Genomic DNA, 692 nt, shown 5'->3' with positions numbered 1-692 from the left:
GCGGCCTTGGCGGTGTAGTTGGCGCTGGTGACGTGGGTGATGCCGCCGGCGTTGTAGGTGGTGGCGCTGCCGCCGCCCTGCACCACCAGTTCGGTCTTGGCCTTGAGCAGGATGCGGTCGGCGTTGGCGGTGATGTCGAGCTTGGCCAGCAGGTTGATGCTGTCCTTCAGGGCGCGGATGTCGATGTCACCGGAGGCCGTGACCAGCTTCCAGCCCAGGCTCTGGACGAAGAAACGCATGCCCTGGCTGGCGCTGGCCAGCAGGCGCTTGCCGGCGGACATGCTGGTGTGGCCGGTGCTGCTCAGGGCCAGGTGGCTGCCGCTGGTGAGGTGGTTGGGGCCGGGGGTGGTCAGGGCGATGCCGGCGGGGCTCGACACCACCAGGTGCGGTTGGGTGAATTCGGCGAATTCGTTTTTCGTCAGGTCACCCGGGCCGCTGCCGAGGATGCCCTGGTGCTGCTTGTGCAGGTCCTTGGCCACGGTGTCCTGGTCGCCGGGTTCCTGGGCCTGCATCTGCTTGGCCAGCTCGGCGAGGCTGTCCTGCTGGTCGCTGGCGGTGGCCAAGCGTTCGGCGGTTTCGGGCAGGTCCTTGTGGTGCTTGGCTTCGTTGGCGCGCGGTTCGGTAGTGAGCAGCAGGCCACCGGCAGCGCGGATGGCGCCGTGGCGGTCGGTGCGCAGTTCGAAACCTTCACC

At 68.2% G+C, this 692-nt stretch carries 1 protein-coding gene; it reads right to left on the bottom strand.

The window, feature by feature from the left end; all coding sequences use genetic code 11:
• Nucleotides 1-692 (bottom strand): DUF2345 domain-containing protein (locus ACQ4N9_RS26495; RefSeq protein ID WP_430934117.1); only part of this gene is annotated, 692 nt, incomplete at both ends.

This window comes from Pseudomonas sp. ES1 (assembly GCF_050586605.1).
Classification (GTDB): Bacteria; Pseudomonadota; Gammaproteobacteria; order Pseudomonadales; family Pseudomonadaceae; genus Aquipseudomonas; species Aquipseudomonas sichuanensis.
The sequence above is the reverse complement of the archived record's forward strand: the minus strand, read 5'-3'. Positions and strand labels throughout refer to the sequence as shown.